The organism is Bacillus sp. CIS52 (genome assembly GCF_053545315.1).
In genome coordinates this window covers 115,869-131,920 of record NZ_JBIUFR010000001.1, presented here as the reverse complement: position 1 = coordinate 131,920, position 16,052 = coordinate 115,869, and the positions used below count along the sequence as shown (strand labels likewise).

The window sequence follows — 16,052 nt, the reverse complement described above, 5'->3', positions numbered from 1 at the left end:
GACGTTATGATAAGTAAGGAAAGCAGAATTGCGGCTGCAATATTAGCATTTTTCTAGGGGGTTTCGGCATTCATAAGCATTTATTGAATATATTATTTATCTCTGCGGAAGCGAACAAGTATTTGATCAAAAGTATAATGATTATTATGACCAACAGTAATCAAAAGCCTGAGTGGGATATCCCGCTTATCGGTTTCTTCTCAATTAAGCGTTTTCTTTTCTTCGCATTAAATCCTTTCCTCAGCTGCTCAGTTAAAATGGTATAATGGTGCACGGATTGGTCATTAATACGACTAAAATAGGGAATCAAAAGGAGCGGCGAACATGACTTTACAAATTAAAATTAAATATTCAGATGATACACAAACGAGAATCAGTAAAATTGAACAGGGCGATTGGATCGATCTACGGGCTGCAGAGGATATAACAATCAAAAAAGGTGAGTTCAAACTTATCCCGCTCGGAGTTGCGATGGAGCTGCCGGAAGGATATGAGGCCCATGTCGTTCCGCGTTCAAGTACATATAAGCATTTCGGTATTATTCAGACAAATTCAATGGGTGTCATCGATGAATCTTATAAAGGTGACAATGATTTCTGGTTTTTCCCGGCATACGCACTTCGGGATACCGATATTTCCAAGGGAGAGCGGATCTGCCAATTCAGAATCATGAAGAAAATGCCTCAAGTGGAATTGATCGAAGTGGACAAGCTCGGAAACAATGACCGCGGCGGTCTGGGATCAACAGGCACAAAATAAAACGATTAAAGACTGCTGTTAAGCAGTCTTTTTATTGATTTCGAAGCGCCAGCTGCGCTAGCATATTGATGAATGATTTCCCGATATTCCTTCTTCAGCATTCCGTCTATCTAGAAGATGCTCTGATGTTTTTATTCTTTAAGATGAACGGAGGTCTTGTCCAGCGTATATAATATTGTGACAAAAGTGTAAACAAAAGAAAGGATGATGTTATGAAAAAAAGGGTTAGAAGAGAAGACCGTAAAGCTGCTGGCAAAGAGGCAGAGCAGAAGAAACCGTCCAAAGTCACCCTGTTCTGCCGTTCGCTTCAAAGGCTGAAGCATTTGTATTGTAACATAAACATACAATTGCCATCAATAACCAAAAAAGGAATTTTAGTTTTAATTTTATCGTTTTTGTTTCTGCCGTTTTTACGGGCTGATGCCGCTTCAGATACTTACGGCAGTTTCGATGAATTAAAACTGCATGAGGCCCCCTCCGTTTTTTCTATTTCATCGAAAGAACATGACCCTTCTGTTCTCATATTAGCTATACACGGCGGAGGCATAGAGCCGGGTACCAGTGAGTTGGCTAGAAAAATTGCCGAAAACCGGAGCCTGTATTTATTTGAAGGGCTAAAATCAGCCGGCAATGCTGAGCTGCATTTGACCAGTTCGCATTTCGACGAACCTAAAGCCGTTCAAATGGTGAAAGAGCACTCAAATGTCATTTCATTGCACGGTTACGGCAGCGACGATAAAAAGATAAAAATCGGCGGTACAGACAGAGAACGGGCCGAACTTTTGACAGGTGTGCTGAAACGAAACGGGTATCCTGCCGTTCTTCTTGGCATAAATGATAAATACGCAGGTGTCAGTCCGAACAATCTTGCCAATCAATCTTCATCCGGATTAAGTATTCAAATCGAAATGAGCACCGGTTTTAGAAAATCACTGTTTGATACTTTTACGCTTAAAAGCAGAGCGTCCACACAAAACGATACCTTTCTACAATTCACAAAAACGATTTCTGATTTTATCAATGACAATTATAAATAAGCACGCGGCTTTTTGCCGGCGGAGCTTTTTCTTTTGAAATTTATGAAACTTTAAGTTCTTAAGATCGTATACATAACTGACAGGATGAAAGAAAAGAGGTGGGCGAATGAAAGTGATGATTGGGTCTGTCATTCTTCTTGCCATCATCGGATTCGGTTTATGGCTGATGCTGAGTCCAATCTTTAAACAAGTGGGAAGCGGAGCCAAAAAATTTAAAAAGTCATGGGAGGAAGAAGATCAGCATGAGCGAAAATAAGCGGAGAAACACAAAAAAAATACTCGGCGGTGTGATTATAGGCGCAGCCCTTTTAATTGCGGGCGTTACGGCGTCATTATTTATTGAAAAAATACCGAATGGTTATGTCGGAGTCGTATACTCACCGAACGGCGGGGTAAAATCCGAAACTTTGGATCAAGGCTGGCACTTAGTCGGTTTGTTTAATAAAGTAACGGAATATCCGGTGCGTATGCAGACCGTAAATAATGAAAATATAAAAGTGGCAACCTCAGACGGTAAAAATATTGAAATGGATATCGCTTACAACTATGTTGTGCAGCCTGATAAAGTAGTCGATCTGTTTAACAAATTCGGGGCGGTAGACGTTGAAACGATTGAAAATACATATTTAAAAACAAGACTGTGGGACGCGGCGCGAAAATCAATCAGCAAATACTCGGTTATTGACACATATGGGCAAAAATCTGCAGAAGCCGCTGCCGATGTTCAAAAAAGGTTTGCTGAGGATATGAAGAACCTTGGATTTTTAATTGATGATCTGACGCTTGGCGTACCGAAGCCGGATAAAGCCACACAGGAAGCCATTGATGCAAGAGTGAAGTCTTCACAGGAGCTTGAACGGACGCAGACTGAAATTAAAATAGCTGAAGCAGAAGCGAAAAAGAAAAAAATTGAAGCGGAAGGGATCGCTGATTATAACCAAATCATAAAAAAATCAATGTCTGATGAAATGATCAAATATAAATGGATTGAAAAATGGGACGGAAAAACACCGAAAGCGACAGGCACAGACTCACTGCTGCAGCTGCCGCTGGACGATCAGAAGCAAAAATAAAAAGAAAGGAGGCGGATGCCTCCTTTTTATGTTTTTTCTTCAGAATCTTTTTCAGGCATTAATTCTTCAGACGCCTCGGTTTGATATCTCAATTGTGTGCTGTCTGTCCCTGTTTCGCCCTGATAATCTTCAGGCAGCACAAATTGCTGCAGATACCGGTGGAAAAATGCTTCAAAAACAGAAAGGCAAAATGCAGAAATAACCGCTGCCGCTGCAGGGGAGACATTAAACCCGCCAATGTTCATTAGAAATATCCATAATATAATGAATGAAATTCCGAAATCAGCTGCAACGGCTGTAAAATTGCTTGTTCTCGGCAGAATCATGCAATCACCCAAAAAGTAAGTGATCAAACTTAAAATCAAGGTAATAAACAGAACGTTTAAAAAAGTTACTTGGTACATCAGATCCAGGACAATGTACAGCAAAGCAAGTGTGAGCGCTGTTTTAGAAGCGAAAGCAATTACATGTTTCATTTGAACCACCTTCGTTATTTCGTTTAGTCTTCATTGTAGGCAATCAGCAAATTTTTAAACTGGTATATAGTGGTTATGAAGTGTGCGTTTAATAAAATGTAAATAGACATCACCATATTCACAAGTTAAAATATGTAAAAAAGGGGGATGCAAAATTGAAAAAATGGTGGATATGTATTGCTGTTTTTTTATTATGTTTTTGCGGAGTACACTCAGCTGAAGCGGCTACCACTGAATTCGGATCAAAAACAAGCTTCATTATGGAGGGAGATGCAAAAGAGTTTTTTATTGAAAACCCGGGGGCTGTATCAGCTGATGATTACCTATTAGGATACAAGTTCACCATTGTGAACAATTCTTCATGCAATTTAAACGTAAAACTCCAGCGGATGGCGCTGAACGGAAACTTTTATACATTAAGTTCTAAAAGCTACAGCGGCAGCTGGTTAAACCTAAGTGCCCAGGACAAAAAATCAATTGATCCGTATCACAAATACAGGATTCTGATTGAAAGCTCTTCAAACGTCTGTGAACCTGTTCATATTAAAGGGTTATACGGCGTGGAATATTATCATTTTGAATGAAAATAGATACCCGCAAAGGCAGCGGGTTTTTTTACACCTCATCAAAACCTATTGTACTATGTACTAAATTTTCACAAATACAATGTAATCCGCCCGCTCCAGGTAAAGATAAATATATATCAAAATCAGCGCGCACAAATACAAAAGTTGAAAAATGGATAAAAAGTTTCCTTAGGGAAACATTATTTGTTGACTTCAAAAGTGAGATGACAGATAATAAAGATGTAAGTTTTTCCTCCTTAGCAGGTTCGTTTCTTAAGCCAGGGCGAATCTGCTCTTTTTTTGCAAAAGAAAAACCCCTTTCAGAGGGGTTTTACGATAAATAAAGTTTAATAGAATTAATGAACGGCTCTGAATACGCCGATCACTTTCCCTAAAATACTTACGTTTTGCAGGATAATCGGTTCCATCGTCGGATTTTCCGGCTGCAGCCGCACATAATTGTCTTCTTTATAGAAGCGCTTGACCGTGGCTTCATCATCTTCGGTCATAGCCACCACGATTTCCCCGTTATTGGCCGTGCTCTGCTGTTTGACAATGACGTAATCTTTGTCAAAAATGCCGGCGTCAATCATACTTTCTCCCATGATTTCTAACATGAATACGTGTTCTCCCGGAGGAACCATCCGGTCAGGAAGCGGAAAATACTCGTCGATATTTTCAACAGCCGTAATCGGAATACCAGCCGTCACTTTTCCGATGACCGGGACATTGACAACCTGGCTTTTCGGAATTTGGACTTCTTCTTCATCCAATACCTCAATCGCTCTAGGTTTAGTAGGGTCCCGTCTGATCAGGCCTTTTGTCTCCAGCCGCGCCAAATGTCCGTGCACGGTTGAACTGGAAGCCAGTCCTACTGCTTCTCCTATCTCTCTTACAGAAGGCGGATATCCTTTCGTTTTTACCTCTTCTTTAATAAAACGCAGGATATCAAGCTGCCTTTTTGATAGCTTCGTCATATTTCGCACCTCAAAACGTCGATTTTAAGTAGATTATAGCATGATTTTCCTGACAGTACAAACATAGGTTCGAAAAAAACGATTGACAGAAACGTTTGTTCGTATATACTGAAAGGTATAAAAAGCGAACAAACATTCTGGAGGTTGTTTAAATGGCGAAGGAATCTATCATATTTGTCGGACTGTTTACTGCGATTTTAAGTGCCGTTATTTTACTTGTTTCATGTGCGGGAAATGATCAGGCACTCAGCCAATATGTTAAAATAAAGGTTCAGGACGGAGATACTCTGTGGTCACTTGCGGATCAAGTAGCAGAGATGAAAAATATTAACAAAGAAGATTTCATTGAGTGGGTGACGGAGAATAATCATCTCCAAACTGCTGATATAAAGCCCGGAGACGAACTTATTCTTCCGGTTAAGAAGGAGCATCCGGCCGTATATCAGCTGGCCATTGTCAATTAGAGAGGAAAGAGAGAAATGAAGGCGCTCATTTATGCCCGGGTAAGCACAAACAAAGAACAGCAGCAGACGTCTTTAAAAAGACAGGAAGAGGAGCTCAGTGAGATCGCTGCGGCAAACGGCATGGAAGTCGTAAAAGTCATTTCAGAGAAAGCCAGCGGTTACGAAATGGACCGCGACGGAGTATTTGAAATGCTTGATGAAATTAAAAAGTCACATATTGACGCGATATTGGTGCAGGATGAAACAAGACTGGGAAGAGGAAACGCCAAGATCGCGCTTTTGCATTGTATTTACAGGGAGAACGTAAAGATATATACGACGGCTCATAAAGGTGAGCTGGAGCTTTCCGAAGCTGATACGATGGTACTCGAAATCGTCAGTATTGTTGAGGAATATCAAAGGAAAATTCACAATATGAAAATCCGGCGGGGAATGAAAAGAGCCGTAAAAAACGGTTATAAACCTGAACGGAATCTGAAAAACAGACATGAAAACAGCGGAAAAGAAAAAAAAGAGGTCCCTGTTTCGGAAATTATCAGGCTGAGAGCCAACAAGCTTACCTTTGCAGAAATCGCGGCTACCTTAAGAGGATTCGGCTATGATGTATCCAAAGCCACGGTTCACCGGCGTTTTCAGGAATATATCGCAGACAGTGAAGGCAGCTGACATGCTTCAGTTGTAAAAAAGACTATGTTTTAGTAGTATATAATCAACACGCACCAAAGGAGCTTATTATGATTTCTAAAGAAAAAATCGCAAGAATTAACGAATTGGCTCAAAAAGCTAAATCAAACACGATAACCGATGAGGAAAAAGCCGAACAGCAAAAGCTTCGCCAGGAGTATTTGAAAGGGTTCCGCTCCTCAATGAAAAATACGTTAAAGAGCGTAAAAGTTATTGATCCGGAGGGTAATGATGTCACTCCTGAAAAATTAAAAAGGGAACAACAGAAAAATAATCTTCATTAAACAGAAAGAATACGGCAATACGTATTCTTTTTTGTATATACTAATATCAGGCTGTGATTTGCGACAATTTTCAACAAGTTTATCTCAAATTTAAGCTGAAAGAGTTGAGAAAAAGTCAGCATCGCTTTATGATGAAAAGGTACAACAATAAGGAAGGGGATTATAATGGATACAATTGAAAAGAAATCAGTTGCCACCATACGTACACTATCTATAGACGCAATTGAAAAAGCTAATTCCGGACACCCAGGGATGCCGATGGGAGCTGCTCCGATGGCTTACACGCTGTGGACGAAGTTTATGAACGTAAATCCGCAGAACCCGGGATGGTTTAACCGCGACCGCTTTGTTTTATCAGCAGGACACGGTTCAATGCTTTTGTACAGCATGCTGCATTTAAGCGGGTATGACCTCAGCATTGAAGACCTGAAACAGTTCCGCCAATGGGGAAGCAAAACACCGGGACATCCGGAGTTCGGGCATACAGCCGGAGTCGACGCAACAACCGGGCCTTTGGGACAGGGTATCGCTATGGCAGTGGGAATGGCAATTGCAGAACGCCATTTGGCTGAAACATATAACCGGGATTCATTCAACGTAGTTGATCATTATACATATAGTATTTGCGGAGACGGCGATTTGATGGAAGGCATTTCTTCTGAAGCCGCTTCTCTTGCAGGCCATCTGGAATTAGGCCGCCTGATCGTATTATACGATTCTAATGATATTTCTTTAGACGGCGATTTAAACCGCTCTTTCTCTGAAAATGTAAAACAGCGTTTTGAAGCCATGAACTGGGAAGTCCTTTATGTTGAGGACGGAAATAACATCGCTGAATTGACGGCTGCAATTGAGAAAGCGCGCCAGAATGATAAAAAACCGACATTAATTGAAGTGAAAACGACAATCGGTTTCGGTTCTCCAAACCGCGCGGGCACATCCGGTGTTCACGGCGCTCCGCTAGGACTAGAAGAGAGCAAGCTGACTAAAGAAGCGTACGCTTGGACGTTTGAAGAAGATTTTTATGTTCCAGAAGAAGTATACGCGCATTTCAACGAAGCTGTAAAAGAAGCCGGCGCGAAAAAAGAACAGGAATGGAATGAACAGTTCGCGGCTTATAAGGAAAAATATCCTGAGCTTGCTGAACAGCTGTCACTCGGCATGAAAGGCGAACTGCCGAAAGACTGGGATCAGGAAATTCCTGTCTATGAAAAAGGCAGCAGCCTTGCTTCCCGCGCATCTTCAGGTGAGGTGCTGAACGGCATCGCCAAGAAAATTCCTTTCTTTGTCGGAGGATCTGCTGACCTTGCGGGTTCAAACAAAACGACAATCAAAAACGCAGGGGACTTCACGGCCAAAGACTACGCCGGGAAAAACTTCTGGTTCGGTGTCCGTGAATTTGCGATGGGCGCTGCTTTAAACGGAATGGCGCTTCACGGCGGCCTCCGCGTATTCGGCGGCACATTCTTTGTGTTCTCAGATTATTTAAGACCTGCTATTCGTCTGGCGTCATTAATGGGGCTTCCTGTCACTTATGTATTTACGCATGACAGCATTGCCGTAGGAGAAGACGGACCGACTCACGAACCGATTGAGCAGCTTGCATCTTTACGCGCGCTTCCTAATCTTTCTGTGATCAGACCTGCTGACGGCAATGAAACCGCAGCTGCGTGGAAGCTAGCCGTTCAAAGCCAGGATCATCCGACAGCTCTTGTGTTGACACGCCAAAACCTGCCGACAATTGATCAGAAGGCTGAAGAAGCGTATGCCGGAGTAGAAAAAGGGGCTTACACCGTTTCCAAAGCAAAAACCGATTCACCGGACGCCCTTCTTTTAGCGACAGGTTCTGAAGTCGGACTTGCGATTGAAGCACAGGCGAAGCTTGCTGACGAAAACATTCATGTATCTGTAGTCAGCATGCCGAGCTGGGACCGTTTCGAAAAACAATCGGCCGAGTACAAAAACAGCGTACTTCCTCCGAATGTGACGAAACGTCTTGCAATTGAAATGGGATCAAGCTTCGGCTGGGGCAAATTTACCGGTCTTGAAGGAGACGTTCTCGCAATTGACCGTTTCGGTGCTTCGGCTCCGGGAGAAACAATTATGAAAGAATACGGGTTTACTGCAGAAAACGTGGCTGACCGCGTGAAGAAACTGCTAAACAAATAAAGAAAGAAAAGAGGATGAGTCAAATCATCCTCTTTTTCCTGTTTATACGACAAAAATAGAAGGGGCGCCGTAACAGTAATAGACAATTCTTTCTTTTCTCCTTTTGTATAATAGAAAGCAATACGCAGCGCTGTAAAAGGGGATGAGGAAATGGAACGTCATTACTATACGCACCTGATTAAGGATGAGTTTGCGAACCACTACTTCGGGCGGGAAACCGCTATGTTTGAATTGTTTCGAGACTATCATTGGACAAACCTGACACCCCAAGAATATCAACTGACAAAAAAGCAAGTTCACTATATAACAGAACCGATTCCGGTGATACATATGCATCAGCGTCTCCAGCTTCATTTAAACCGAATGTGTTACAGTCGTTTAGATTCAATTTATCAGCTTACACTGCCCGGAGAAAAGGGCCGCGCCACCTTCATGATGAAAGACAGTTTGATTGAGATTGCAGCTTCGGGAGATTATGAGGCGGAAACGATTTTCTTCGAGATTCTCCGTAAAATCAGCCCCTGCTTTCTTGCGATGGATTTTAAGACAAGGCGTTATGGGTGGTTAAATCCGGTCAGAGAAAGAAATTTTGTCTAAAAACGAGCAAAAAGAGATGTAAATGTTGTATAATAGCCTTTGGTTTAGTACACTTTAAACTAGACAACATGAAGGAGGAAATAAAATGACTTTATGGGTTGGCATCCTAGTGGGCGTTGTCGCATTGCTCATAGGTGTTGCACTCGGGTTTTTTATTGCTCGTAAATATATGATGAGCTATTTGAAAAAGAATCCGCCTATTAATGAACAAATGTTACGCATGATGATGATGCAAATGGGAATGAAACCTTCTCAAAAGAAAATTAATCAAATGATGAAAGCCATGAATAATCAAGCGAAATAATACGTAAAGATTATGATATAGAGATACATGGTTATAAAAATAAAAAACCCGGAGAGGGTTTTTTATTTTGGCGTCATGTTTCACCCCAACTGCCGGTGTGCAGTTCCTTTTGATATTGTATGAGAAGGTGGTCAAGCTCCTGGCTGAGTTCTATCGTAATGTTTGATGTCATTCCGTTTGTCATGACGATTTTAAGCAGCTCTGCCCGTTTTTTTTCAATTTCATTTAATAGATGCTCTCTAATCACAGGGATATATCCTTTCATACATAAATCTTTCACTTGAATCGCTATTATTATATCCACATTTATACTGTTTTTCAAATAAGAAGGAGTATAATATCTTGATGTCAAATTAAATTATATAAGCTTTTTCTATAAAAAGTAATCCTTCATAGGAAAGTGTTAAAAAAATGAAATGATTTTGTCATAACTCGAAAGGAGTGTGTCATGGTGAGTTTTAATTACTTTCTGACGTTCGGGGCCGGGTTTCTGTCTTTCATTTCTCCCTGCTGTCTGCCGCTGTACCCCGCTTTTTTGTCATACATAACCGGTGTCAGCATGGACGAGGTGAAAACGGAAAAGGTGATGCTGCAAAAACGGGGGCTCGTGCATACACTTTGTTTTTTGCTTGGTTTCTCCGTGATTTTTATTGCACTTGGATACGGCACTTCGTTCATCGGCAGTTTTTTTACCCGTTATCATGAAGCGATCCGCCAGTTTGGCGCTATCATGCTGGTGCTTTTCGGGCTCATTACGGCGGGTGTGTTTCAGCCGAAAATCATGATGAAAGAGCGGCGCATTCATTTTAAGCACCGGCCCGAGGGGTTTATCGGCTCTGTTCTGATCGGCCTGGCGTTTGCAGCCGGCTGGTCGCCGTGCAGCGGGCCTATTTTAGGCGCCGTGTTTTCACTGGCCGGTACAAATCCTTCTTCAGCGGTGCCGTATATGTTTTTATATGTTTTGGGATTCGCCATTCCTTTTCTAGTTCTTTCATTTTTTATTACCAGAATGAATTGGATTCGAAAGCACCAGCTGCTTATCATGAGAACCGGCGGCATTGTTATGATTGTCATCGGAATTATGCTGTTTTTTAACTGGATGAGTTATATTCTGATCGTTCTGTCAAATCTTTTCGGAGGGTTCAAGGGGCTGTAAGAGATTGATAACTTTTGAACTATTATATACCCTTTCTTTTTTGGTACAATAAGACTAGTTAATGTTAAATATGTGGAGGGGAATATGACACGAGTTTTAGTTGTAGATGACGCCAAGTTCATGAGAGTGAAAATCAGAGAGATTCTGGAATCGGCGAATTATACAGTGGCCGGAGAAGCGGCTGACGGCGAGGAAGCTCTGGCCGTTTATCAAAAAATCCGCCCCGATCTGGTGACAATGGATATTACCATGCCGGTTAAAAACGGAATACAGGCGCTGCAGGAGATTTTAGCTTTTGACCCGAAAGCCCATGTCATTATGTGCACCGCCATGCGGCAGCAGCGGATCGTTCTGGAAGCGATTGAACTGGGCGCTAAAGATTTTATCGTTAAACCGTTTGAAGGGTCTAAAGTGCTGGAGGCCGTAGGCAGGGTAACGGGAACATAAACGTATTTTCTTTTCACATTGGTTTTTTTATGTTTTTGGAGTATAGTATATAGTATCAAACTCCGTGCAAGCAAAGGAATGATAAAGATGATGATTATAATTTCATCCGTTATTGCAGCGGCCATGGCAATCTCTGTAATGATCGTGAGGATTAAATCCTCCGATAAGCCCGCTTCACCAAAAAAAATAATTCTCCCGCCGATTTTCATGAGTACGGGAGCGCTGATGTTTCTTTTTCCGATTTTCAGAGTGACGGGCGAAGAATTTTTGGAGGCCATTACGCTGGGCGTGATCTTCTCTATTTTTCTGATAAAAACATCTAAATTTGAGATTAAAAATAATGAAATCTATTTAAAACGGTCAAAAGCATTTGTGTTTATCCTAATTGGTTTGCTGGTTATCAGAATCGCTATGAAATCCATTTTGAGCACGACGATTGATTACGGAGCTTTAAGCGGAATGTTTTGGATTCTGGCTTTCGGAATGATTGTCCCGTGGCGCATCGCGATGTTTATGTCGTACCGCAAACTTGCCAATGAACTGAAGACCGCTGATATTCAGATGAATTAAAACCTTTCCGTCCGCCGGAAAGGTTTTTTATTTGAGCAGGGTTTGATAAGGAGTAAGGTCAATCTGTTTTTCGCGGAGATGTTTTTTCAAAAACTGGTGATCCCGCTTAGGAGTGGCCAGTATGTAACCCCTGATGATTAAATCCCGGTTTATTTGTTCTGCTTCCTCTTGTAAAGAGATTTCACCGATTTTTCCGGCGATTTTAGCTTTGGCTACATCCCGAAAGAGCTCTGGCACGGGGGCGACCAGTTCATCCAAAAACGCCTTGTCGCCTTCATTCCATAGGTGTCTGCTTTTTTCAATATAATAATCCTGCCAATCCAGTTCTGACCGGCCGTCTTCTTTCGGTAAGCGTTTTAAAAATTTTCGAAACATAAAAAACCCGCCGATGGACAGCAATCCGATCATTACGATGACCCAAAATAAAATAAACCACATGAACCAGCCTTCAAGCATTGTTTTATCTCCTCCTTACTTTAACCATATTGTAAACGAAGACAGAATAGAAGAACACATGAAAAAAGAATAGAAAAAATGATAGATGTCCAGTCAATCCGATTGCTAGAACATATTCTATCGTATAGTGATTCTGCTATTTGGCCATGGGAGATTCACTTCGAGGGTATATGACTGATATGACCGGACAAAAAAGCCGCTTTCATTGAGGGATGAAAACGGCTTTTTTATGTTATAGAGGAAATTGAAAGGAAAAAGAGGCAGGGGTTTCATTTGACTCCTTGTTCATGGAGACGGTCAGAATATGGTTTGTGAAATCAGTGAAAATATGTTTGTCATTTAGATAAAAAGGCAGCATCATTTGTTTGTTTAACGTCTGTTCAAGCGTTTTAACAGAGAGAATGAACTCATTTCCCGAAAGAGTGACGGTCATCGCCTGCACTGGCTTCAGCGCCGTCAGGTCAGCTTCAATGATGTATTGACGGCTTGTTTCATATAGATCGATCGGAAGCGCCTCGTCATACCAAGCATACGGGTCCTCATAAAACTGCCGCAGCCATTCTTCGATATCATCAAATTCTTCAGCGTGATTTGAATGATTCATGGAAGCATCCCTCCATATTAAAAAAGCCTTGCTATAACGTATGCAGAAGCTTTGAATGGGTGAAAGCACAAAAAAACAGACACCGAGGTCTGTTTTACATATCGTGGCTTGTATTATGTTTTTGTCTTGTATGGTTGCGGTTTTTCACTTTTTTGCTTCCGCTTAACGGTTCCGGCTGGCCGGGATTATGGCCCTTCGGAGCATTTTTATGCATATCTTTGCTCGTATTTTTATTTGTCATGTTAAAGCCTCCTTTTTTAAGGGGTGACGGCTATTGGTTTGTTTTTCTTTTTTTATTGTTCTGCCGTTCTGCTTCGGTCAGGACAAGCTGGTCATTTTCAATATAACCCGCGCCTTTACCTTGGCTTTTTGCATCATTCATGCCGTTTATCACATGATTGGCTTTTCGTTTTACCATGATCATCACCTCACCTTTAATATGGCTCTTTACAGCCCGTTGTATGAGACATAAAACAGGACAAAATTTACCGGAAATCATTCTGATAAGACGATCTTATTGTATTTAATAAAAACATTGATATTTACTTATGTATGATTTTATACTAAGATGAAATTGTGAGAAAATTGTGATGGAATGTGAACATTCATCTAAAGAACGATCTTGATCTTTGAAGGGGGATTTTGGAGAATGACAAATCAGCAAAAAGTCGCAACACAAGACGTTTTCCAAGCAAGAAAAACATTTTCTTCAAACGGGAAAACATACCACTACTATTCATTAAAAGCATTGGAAGACGCAGGGGTCGGCAATGTTTCAAAACTTCCTTATTCTATTAAGGTTCTTTTGGAATCCGTTTTGCGTCAGGTAGACGGACGCGTCATTACGAAAGAACATGTTGAAAATTTAGCAAGATGGGGTACTGCTGAATTAAAAGATATCGATGTGCCGTTTAAACCGTCACGGGTTATCCTTCAGGACTTTACCGGCGTTCCGGCCGTAGTTGACCTGGCATCTTTAAGAAAAGCCATGGCTTCTGTCGGCGGAGACCCTGATAAAATCAATCCTGAAATTCCGGTTGACCTGGTCATTGACCACTCCGTACAAGTCGACAAAGCAGGTACGGAAGACGCGTTAGCCATTAATATGGACTTAGAATTCAAAAGAAATGCAGAACGTTATAAATTTTTAAGCTGGGCAAAGAAAGCGTTTAACAACTATCAGGCCGTTCCGCCTGCAACAGGTATCGTCCACCAGGTAAACCTTGAGTTTTTGGCAAGTGTCGTTCATACGAAAGATGAAGACGGAGAGCTTGTGACATATCCTGATACTTTGGTGGGAACAGATTCTCATACCACGATGATTAACGGAATCGGCGTTCTCGGCTGGGGTGTCGGCGGTATTGAGGCGGAAGCGGGAATGCTCGGCCAGCCTTCATATTTCCCTGTTCCTGAGGTCATCGGCGCGAAACTTGTCGGAAAATTGCCTAACGGAACGACGGCAACTGACTTAGCGCTGAAAGTCACTCAAGTGCTGCGCGAAAAAGGCGTAGTCAATAAATTTGTTGAATTCTTCGGCCCTGGTGTTGCTGAGCTTCCGCTTGCGGATCGGGCGACTATTGCCAATATGGCGCCGGAATACGGAGCGACTTGCGGATTCTTCCCGGTTGACGAGGAAGCACTTTCTTACATGCGTCTGACCGGCCGTGAAGAAGAGCAGATCGATGTCGTGGAAGCATACTGCCGCAACAACGGTTTATTCTATACGCCTGACGCAGAAGAGCCGATTTTTACAGACGTTGTCGAAATTGATCTGTCAAAAATTGAAGCGAACCTATCAGGCCCGAAACGTCCGCAGGATTTAATCCCGCTTTCTGTCATGCAGGAAACGTTTAAAAAACATCTCGTCAGCCCGGCCGGCAACCAAGGATTCGGAATGGATGCTGCTGAAGAGAACAAAGAAATCTCATTTAAACTTAACAGCGGCGAAGATGCGGTCATGAAAACAGGGGCAATTGCAATTGCCGCCATTACAAGCTGCACAAACACATCTAATCCTTTTGTATTAATCGGTGCCGGATTGGTAGCGAAAAAAGCGGTAGAATTGGGATTGAAAGTGCCGAATTATGTGAAAACATCACTTGCACCGGGATCTAAGGTTGTTACTGGATACTTAGTCAACTCAGGCCTTCTTCCTTATATGAAGGAGCTCGGCTTTAATCTTGTCGGTTACGGCTGTACGACATGTATCGGAAACTCCGGACCGCTTTCTCCAGAGATTGAAGAAGCGGTTGCTAAAAATGATCTTCTGATCACTTCTGTCCTGTCAGGCAACAGAAACTTTGAAGGCCGGATCCATCCGCTTGTCAAAGGAAACTACCTTGCTTCACCGCCGCTTGTCGTCGCGTACGCATTGGCAGGCACTGTGAATATTAACTTGAAATCTGACCCGATCGGTGTCGGAAAAGACGGGCAAAACGTTTACTTCGATGACATCTGGCCGTCAATGGATGAAATCAATTCCCTCGTCAAACAGACTGTGACGCCGGAATTATTCCGTAAAGAATATGAAACGGTATTTGACGACAACCAGCGCTGGAATGAAATCGAAACGACGGATGAAGCACTTTACAAGTGGGATAAGGATTCTACTTACATCCAAAACCCGCCGTTCTTTGAAGAAATGTCTGTAGAACCGGGAAAAGTTGAGCCATTAAGAGGGCTTCGCGTTGTCGGCAAATTCGGAGATTCCGTGACGACTGACCATATTTCTCCGGCCGGAGCGATCGGAAAAGACACGCCGGCGGGCAAATACCTGCAGGAAAAAGGCGTTTCTCCTCGGGACTTTAACTCTTACGGCTCACGCCGCGGAAACCATGAAGTCATGATGAGAGGAACATTCGCCAATATCCGCATTAAAAACCAAATCGCGCCTGGTACAGAAGGCGGATACACTACACACTGGCCTACCGGTGACGTGACATCTATTTATGACGCATGCATGCGGTATAAAGAAGATAAAACGGGTCTTGTCGTCCTGGCCGGCAAAGATTACGGAATGGGCTCTTCACGTGACTGGGCTGCAAAAGGAACAAACCTGCTAGGCATCAGAACAGTCATTGCGGAAAGTTTTGAAAGAATTCACAGAAGCAACCTCGTCTTCATGGGTGTGCTGCCGCTCCAGTTCAAACAGGGTGAAAACGCGGATACACTCGGTTTAACCGGTAAGGAAGTTATCGAGGTGGATGTTGATGAAACTGTACGTCCACGCGACTTGCTGACTGTCAGAGCTATCAGTGAAGACGGTACGGTAAAAACATTTGAAGTCGTTGTCCGTTTCGACAGTGAAGTGGAAATTGATTACTATCGCCACGGCGGCATTTTACAAATGGTGCTTCGCGATAAAATGAAACAGTAGCAGAATGACAAAAGAGAGAAAGCGGACTGCTTTCTCTCTTTTTATACGGGAGG

General features: G+C 42.4%; 23 protein-coding genes and 1 pseudogene. 17 read left to right on the top strand and 7 right to left on the bottom strand.

All coding sequences use genetic code 11. The annotated features are described in order from the left end of the window. Nucleotides 1-6 precede the first annotated feature (6 nt). From ACH32G_RS00380 to ACH32G_RS00360, 5 genes and pseudogenes are all read left to right on the top strand, one after another. A pseudogene (locus ACH32G_RS00380) lies at nt 7-160 on the top strand (hypothetical protein). Nucleotides 161-324: 164 nt separating this feature from the next. Beyond that, on the top strand, nt 325-759 hold the full coding sequence (locus ACH32G_RS00375; RefSeq protein ID WP_016935986.1) for a dUTP diphosphatase: 435 nt from the start codon (nt 325-327) through the stop codon (nt 757-759). Between the two features lie 212 nt (nt 760-971). Continuing rightward, the gene (locus tag ACH32G_RS00370) at nt 972-1,796 is read left to right on the top strand and encodes a poly-gamma-glutamate hydrolase family protein (protein ID WP_064778970.1); all 825 of its coding nucleotides are present in this window, start codon (nt 972-974) and stop codon (nt 1,794-1,796) included. Nucleotides 1,797-1,902: 106 nt separating this feature from the next. Further along, entirely contained in the window at nt 1,903-2,052 is a 150-nt protein-coding gene (locus tag ACH32G_RS00365) for a hypothetical protein (RefSeq protein WP_016935984.1), read from the top strand. Beyond that, entirely contained in the window at nt 2,039-2,869 is an 831-nt protein-coding gene (locus ACH32G_RS00360; protein WP_016935983.1) for a prohibitin family protein, read from the top strand. The genes ACH32G_RS00365 and ACH32G_RS00360 overlap by 14 nt, the downstream gene beginning before the upstream one ends. A gap of 26 nt (nt 2,870-2,895) precedes the next feature. On the opposite strand, the gene ACH32G_RS00355 is transcribed toward ACH32G_RS00360, so the two are convergent. After that, nucleotides 2,896-3,345 (bottom strand): YndM family protein, encoded by a 450-nt coding sequence (locus ACH32G_RS00355; protein WP_047474802.1) that lies wholly within the window; start codon nt 3,343-3,345, stop codon nt 2,896-2,898. Nucleotides 3,346-3,500: 155 nt separating this feature from the next. Here ACH32G_RS00355 and ACH32G_RS00350 point away from each other — a divergent pair, with 155 nt between their 5' ends. Then, nucleotides 3,501-3,929, top strand: coding sequence for a hypothetical protein (locus ACH32G_RS00350; protein WP_448813880.1), 429 nt, complete (start codon nt 3,501-3,503; stop codon nt 3,927-3,929). Beyond that, nucleotides 3,926-4,255 (top strand): hypothetical protein, encoded by a 330-nt coding sequence (locus tag ACH32G_RS00345; protein WP_448813879.1) that lies wholly within the window; start codon nt 3,926-3,928, stop codon nt 4,253-4,255. The genes ACH32G_RS00350 and ACH32G_RS00345 overlap by 4 nt, the downstream gene beginning before the upstream one ends. Nucleotides 4,256-4,267: 12 nt before the next feature. Here ACH32G_RS00345 and lexA read toward each other — a convergent pair whose 3' ends face one another. Further along, entirely contained in the window at nt 4,268-4,888 is a 621-nt protein-coding gene (gene lexA / locus ACH32G_RS00340) for a transcriptional repressor LexA (protein WP_448813878.1), read from the bottom strand. A gap of 152 nt (nt 4,889-5,040) precedes the next feature. Between lexA and yneA the strand changes: the two genes are divergently transcribed. The 6 genes from yneA to ACH32G_RS00310 all read left to right on the top strand — a co-directional run bounded on the left by yneA (nt 5,041) and on the right by ACH32G_RS00310 (nt 9,390). Next, entirely contained in the window at nt 5,041-5,352 is a 312-nt protein-coding gene (gene yneA, locus ACH32G_RS00335) for a cell division suppressor protein YneA (RefSeq protein ID WP_448813877.1), read from the top strand. Between the two features lie 15 nt (nt 5,353-5,367). Next, nucleotides 5,368-6,018, top strand: coding sequence for a YneB family resolvase-like protein (locus tag ACH32G_RS00330; RefSeq protein ID WP_016935979.1), 651 nt, complete (start codon nt 5,368-5,370; stop codon nt 6,016-6,018). A gap of 68 nt (nt 6,019-6,086) precedes the next feature. Next, nucleotides 6,087-6,320: a DUF896 domain-containing protein gene (locus ACH32G_RS00325; protein ID WP_003153997.1), complete on the top strand. Its 234-nt coding sequence runs from the start codon at nt 6,087-6,089 to the stop codon at nt 6,318-6,320. Nucleotides 6,321-6,485: 165 nt separating this feature from the next. Next, nucleotides 6,486-8,489 carry a transketolase gene (gene tkt, locus ACH32G_RS00320; RefSeq protein ID WP_448813876.1) on the top strand — a complete coding sequence of 668 codons (2,004 nt, stop codon included), beginning with the start codon at nt 6,486-6,488 and terminating at the stop codon, nt 8,487-8,489. Nucleotides 8,490-8,639: 150 nt separating this feature from the next. Further along, on the top strand, nt 8,640-9,086 hold the full coding sequence (sirA, locus tag ACH32G_RS00315; protein ID WP_049628544.1) for a sporulation inhibitor of replication protein SirA: 447 nt from the start codon (nt 8,640-8,642) through the stop codon (nt 9,084-9,086). A gap of 85 nt (nt 9,087-9,171) precedes the next feature. Next, nucleotides 9,172-9,390, top strand: coding sequence for a YneF family protein (locus ACH32G_RS00310; protein WP_003153994.1), 219 nt, complete (start codon nt 9,172-9,174; stop codon nt 9,388-9,390). 73 nt (nt 9,391-9,463) lie between these two features. On the opposite strand, the gene ACH32G_RS00305 is transcribed toward ACH32G_RS00310, so the two are convergent. Next, nucleotides 9,464-9,637 (bottom strand): aspartyl-phosphate phosphatase Spo0E family protein, encoded by a 174-nt coding sequence (locus ACH32G_RS00305; RefSeq protein ID WP_012117647.1) that lies wholly within the window; start codon nt 9,635-9,637, stop codon nt 9,464-9,466. Between the two features lie 201 nt (nt 9,638-9,838). On the opposite strand from ACH32G_RS00305, the gene ACH32G_RS00300 reads away from it, so the two are divergent. The 3 genes from ACH32G_RS00300 (at nt 9,839) to ACH32G_RS00290 (ending at nt 11,563) form a co-directional block, all read left to right on the top strand. Beyond that, nucleotides 9,839-10,546 (top strand): cytochrome c biogenesis protein CcdA, encoded by a 708-nt coding sequence (locus ACH32G_RS00300; RefSeq protein WP_016935976.1) that lies wholly within the window; start codon nt 9,839-9,841, stop codon nt 10,544-10,546. An 84-nt stretch (nt 10,547-10,630) separates the two neighbouring features. Then, nucleotides 10,631-10,993, top strand: a complete 363-nt coding sequence (locus ACH32G_RS00295) for a response regulator (protein ID WP_016935975.1) — start codon at nt 10,631-10,633, stop codon at nt 10,991-10,993. Between the two features lie 78 nt (nt 10,994-11,071). Beyond that, a complete protein-coding gene (locus tag ACH32G_RS00290) occupies nt 11,072-11,563 on the top strand; it encodes a CcdC family protein (RefSeq protein ID WP_095240656.1) in 492 nt (163 codons plus the stop codon). A gap of 27 nt (nt 11,564-11,590) precedes the next feature. On the opposite strand, the gene ACH32G_RS00285 is transcribed toward ACH32G_RS00290, so the two are convergent. From ACH32G_RS00285 to sspO, 4 genes are all read right to left on the bottom strand, one after another. After that, nucleotides 11,591-12,019: a DUF2621 domain-containing protein gene (locus ACH32G_RS00285; protein ID WP_045925794.1), complete on the bottom strand. Its 429-nt coding sequence runs from the start codon at nt 12,017-12,019 to the stop codon at nt 11,591-11,593. Between the two features lie 232 nt (nt 12,020-12,251). After that, nucleotides 12,252-12,623 carry an Hsp20/alpha crystallin family protein gene (locus tag ACH32G_RS00280; protein WP_045925795.1) on the bottom strand — a complete coding sequence of 124 codons (372 nt, stop codon included), beginning with the start codon at nt 12,621-12,623 and terminating at the stop codon, nt 12,252-12,254. Nucleotides 12,624-12,717: 94 nt separating this feature from the next. Next, the gene (locus ACH32G_RS00275) at nt 12,718-12,864 is read right to left on the bottom strand and encodes a small acid-soluble spore protein P (RefSeq protein WP_003153984.1); all 147 of its coding nucleotides are present in this window, start codon (nt 12,862-12,864) and stop codon (nt 12,718-12,720) included. Between the two features lie 30 nt (nt 12,865-12,894). Next, entirely contained in the window at nt 12,895-13,041 is a 147-nt protein-coding gene (gene sspO, locus ACH32G_RS00270; protein WP_003244839.1) for an acid-soluble spore protein SspO, read from the bottom strand. A 231-nt stretch (nt 13,042-13,272) separates the two neighbouring features. On the opposite strand from sspO, the gene acnA reads away from it, so the two are divergent. Continuing rightward, complete coding sequence (acnA, locus tag ACH32G_RS00265; protein ID WP_049628547.1) at nt 13,273-15,999, top strand: aconitate hydratase AcnA; 2,727 nt, start codon at nt 13,273-13,275, stop codon at nt 15,997-15,999. Nucleotides 16,000-16,052: the final 53 nt, after the last annotated feature.

Coding starts and splice junctions, on each gene's coding strand:
- ACH32G_RS00375 (WP_016935986.1), top strand. CDS start 325: ATGACTTTACAAATTAAAATTAAATATTCAGATGATACACAAACGAGA.
- ACH32G_RS00370 (WP_064778970.1), top strand. CDS start 972: ATGAAAAAAAGGGTTAGAAGAGAAGACCGTAAAGCTGCTGGCAAAGAG.
- ACH32G_RS00365 (WP_016935984.1), top strand. CDS start 1,903: ATGAAAGTGATGATTGGGTCTGTCATTCTTCTTGCCATCATCGGATTC.
- ACH32G_RS00360 (WP_016935983.1), top strand. CDS start 2,039: ATGAGCGAAAATAAGCGGAGAAACACAAAAAAAATACTCGGCGGTGTG.
- ACH32G_RS00355 (WP_047474802.1), bottom strand. CDS start 3,345: ATGAAACATGTAATTGCTTTCGCTTCTAAAACAGCGCTCACACTTGCT.
- ACH32G_RS00345 (WP_448813879.1), top strand. CDS start 3,926: ATGAAAATAGATACCCGCAAAGGCAGCGGGTTTTTTTACACCTCATCA.
- lexA (WP_448813878.1), bottom strand. CDS start 4,888: ATGACGAAGCTATCAAAAAGGCAGCTTGATATCCTGCGTTTTATTAAA.
- yneA (WP_448813877.1), top strand. CDS start 5,041: ATGGCGAAGGAATCTATCATATTTGTCGGACTGTTTACTGCGATTTTA.
- ACH32G_RS00330 (WP_016935979.1), top strand. CDS start 5,368: ATGAAGGCGCTCATTTATGCCCGGGTAAGCACAAACAAAGAACAGCAG.
- ACH32G_RS00325 (WP_003153997.1), top strand. CDS start 6,087: ATGATTTCTAAAGAAAAAATCGCAAGAATTAACGAATTGGCTCAAAAA.
- tkt (WP_448813876.1), top strand. CDS start 6,486: ATGGATACAATTGAAAAGAAATCAGTTGCCACCATACGTACACTATCT.
- sirA (WP_049628544.1), top strand. CDS start 8,640: ATGGAACGTCATTACTATACGCACCTGATTAAGGATGAGTTTGCGAAC.
- ACH32G_RS00310 (WP_003153994.1), top strand. CDS start 9,172: ATGACTTTATGGGTTGGCATCCTAGTGGGCGTTGTCGCATTGCTCATA.
- ACH32G_RS00300 (WP_016935976.1), top strand. CDS start 9,839: ATGGTGAGTTTTAATTACTTTCTGACGTTCGGGGCCGGGTTTCTGTCT.
- ACH32G_RS00295 (WP_016935975.1), top strand. CDS start 10,631: ATGACACGAGTTTTAGTTGTAGATGACGCCAAGTTCATGAGAGTGAAA.
- ACH32G_RS00290 (WP_095240656.1), top strand. CDS start 11,072: ATGATAAAGATGATGATTATAATTTCATCCGTTATTGCAGCGGCCATG.
- ACH32G_RS00285 (WP_045925794.1), bottom strand. CDS start 12,019: ATGCTTGAAGGCTGGTTCATGTGGTTTATTTTATTTTGGGTCATCGTA.
- ACH32G_RS00280 (WP_045925795.1), bottom strand. CDS start 12,623: ATGAATCATTCAAATCACGCTGAAGAATTTGATGATATCGAAGAATGG.
- ACH32G_RS00275 (WP_003153984.1), bottom strand. CDS start 12,864: ATGACAAATAAAAATACGAGCAAAGATATGCATAAAAATGCTCCGAAG.
- sspO (WP_003244839.1), bottom strand. CDS start 13,041: ATGGTAAAACGAAAAGCCAATCATGTGATAAACGGCATGAATGATGCA.
- acnA (WP_049628547.1), top strand. CDS start 13,273: ATGACAAATCAGCAAAAAGTCGCAACACAAGACGTTTTCCAAGCAAGA.